This is a genomic window from Pseudomonas citronellolis, assembly GCF_029335315.1.
Lineage (GTDB): Bacteria > Pseudomonadota > Gammaproteobacteria > Pseudomonadales > Pseudomonadaceae > Pseudomonas > Pseudomonas citronellolis_A.
This window is the reverse complement of sequence record NZ_JARJLT010000319.1, coordinates 1-1,266: the sequence shown is the minus strand read 5'-3', so window position 1 is coordinate 1,266 and position 1,266 is coordinate 1. Positions and strand designations below refer to the sequence as shown.

Annotated in this window: 1 protein-coding gene; it reads right to left on the bottom strand. The window is 61.9% G+C overall.

The genetic code is table 11. The annotated features are described in order from the left end of the window. The coding region (locus P3W75_RS23795; RefSeq protein ID WP_276229776.1) for an ISL3 family transposase at positions 1–1,191 on the bottom strand (1,191 nt) is incomplete at its 3' end. Between the last annotated feature and the right edge of the window lie 75 nt (positions 1,192–1,266).

Below are 1,266 nucleotides of genomic sequence, written 5' to 3'. Positions count from 1 at the left end.
GAAGGCGGCTTTGATTTTCATGAAGAAAAATTCGCTGTCCCGGTATCCGTAGGCCATCCGCTTGATTACCTTGATTCGGTTATTGATGCCTTCCAGCTGCCCGGTGTGCATGGGCCAGCGCACACGGCTGAGGATGCCGCGCCAGTAGCGGCTCAGGCGTTTGGCAAATTGCATCAGTGCCGGGATCTGGCTTTCCTGGGCATGCCTGAGCCATTGCCGCCAGGCCGTTCGCCACTGCCAGGCGCGGCCTGCCGTCCATAGCGTTTTGAGCTGGGCCTTCATCAGGTAAACGGTCATCAGCGTGCGGTTGGCGTTGAGCAGATCCTGCAGGTGGATTTGCTGCTCGGGGCGGCGCAGGTTTTCCGGGTTACGCAGCAGTAGCCAGCGCGCCTGCTTGATCACTCGCCGTGCCGGCTTGTCGTGGCGCAATCGATTGGCCTCATCCACGCGCACGCGGTCGATGACTTCCCGGCCGTATTTCGCCACCACATGGAACAGGTCATACACCACCCGGGCCTTGGGGCAGTGCTGGCGGACTTCCAGGTCAAAGGCGGTGTTCATGTCCATGGCCACGGCTTCGATACGAGCACAGCCGGCCGCTCCCAGTTGCTCGAAGAACGGCCGAATCGCCTCGCGGCTGCGTCCCTCGCCGATCCACAGGACGCGCCGAGTCTCGGCATCCAGCACCACGCTGGCGTAGCGATGCCCCTTGTAGAGGGCGAACTCATCCATCACCAGACGCTTGGGTTGCGGTGCCGGGAGCGTGATCAGCTTCGCCTCGAGGGCACGCCGCTCAAGCAAGCGCACGGTGCTCCAATGCAAGCCAAACATCTCGGCCACATGCCGGGTTGGCAGCCGTGTGCACCACTGCGCCACGGCGTCGGCCAGGCGCCGCGTCACACGGGCACGGCGCTGCAACCAACTGATCCACTCCACGCACCGACCGCAACGGGAGCAGGACAGCCGCCGCAAACGAACCTGCAGCAAAACCGGGCGCCCCAGTATCGGCAGATCGCGGATGCGGCGCGTGCAGTACTCATGGACTGACGAACAGGGTTGTTGGCAATGGCCGCAGCGGGGCAAATGCCACGGGTCAGGCTCCAATTCGACCTGCAGGGTGTTGGCGTCAGAATCGATGGAGACAACAGAAAACCCCTCCCAAAACGGAGGGAAAGCAGTAGCATTCGGCATCAGAACGGCGGTGCTGGTTTAGAGGTTTGGTCGCACAAACATCTTTAACCAGATCGCCGTTCTTTTTTGCGGTAC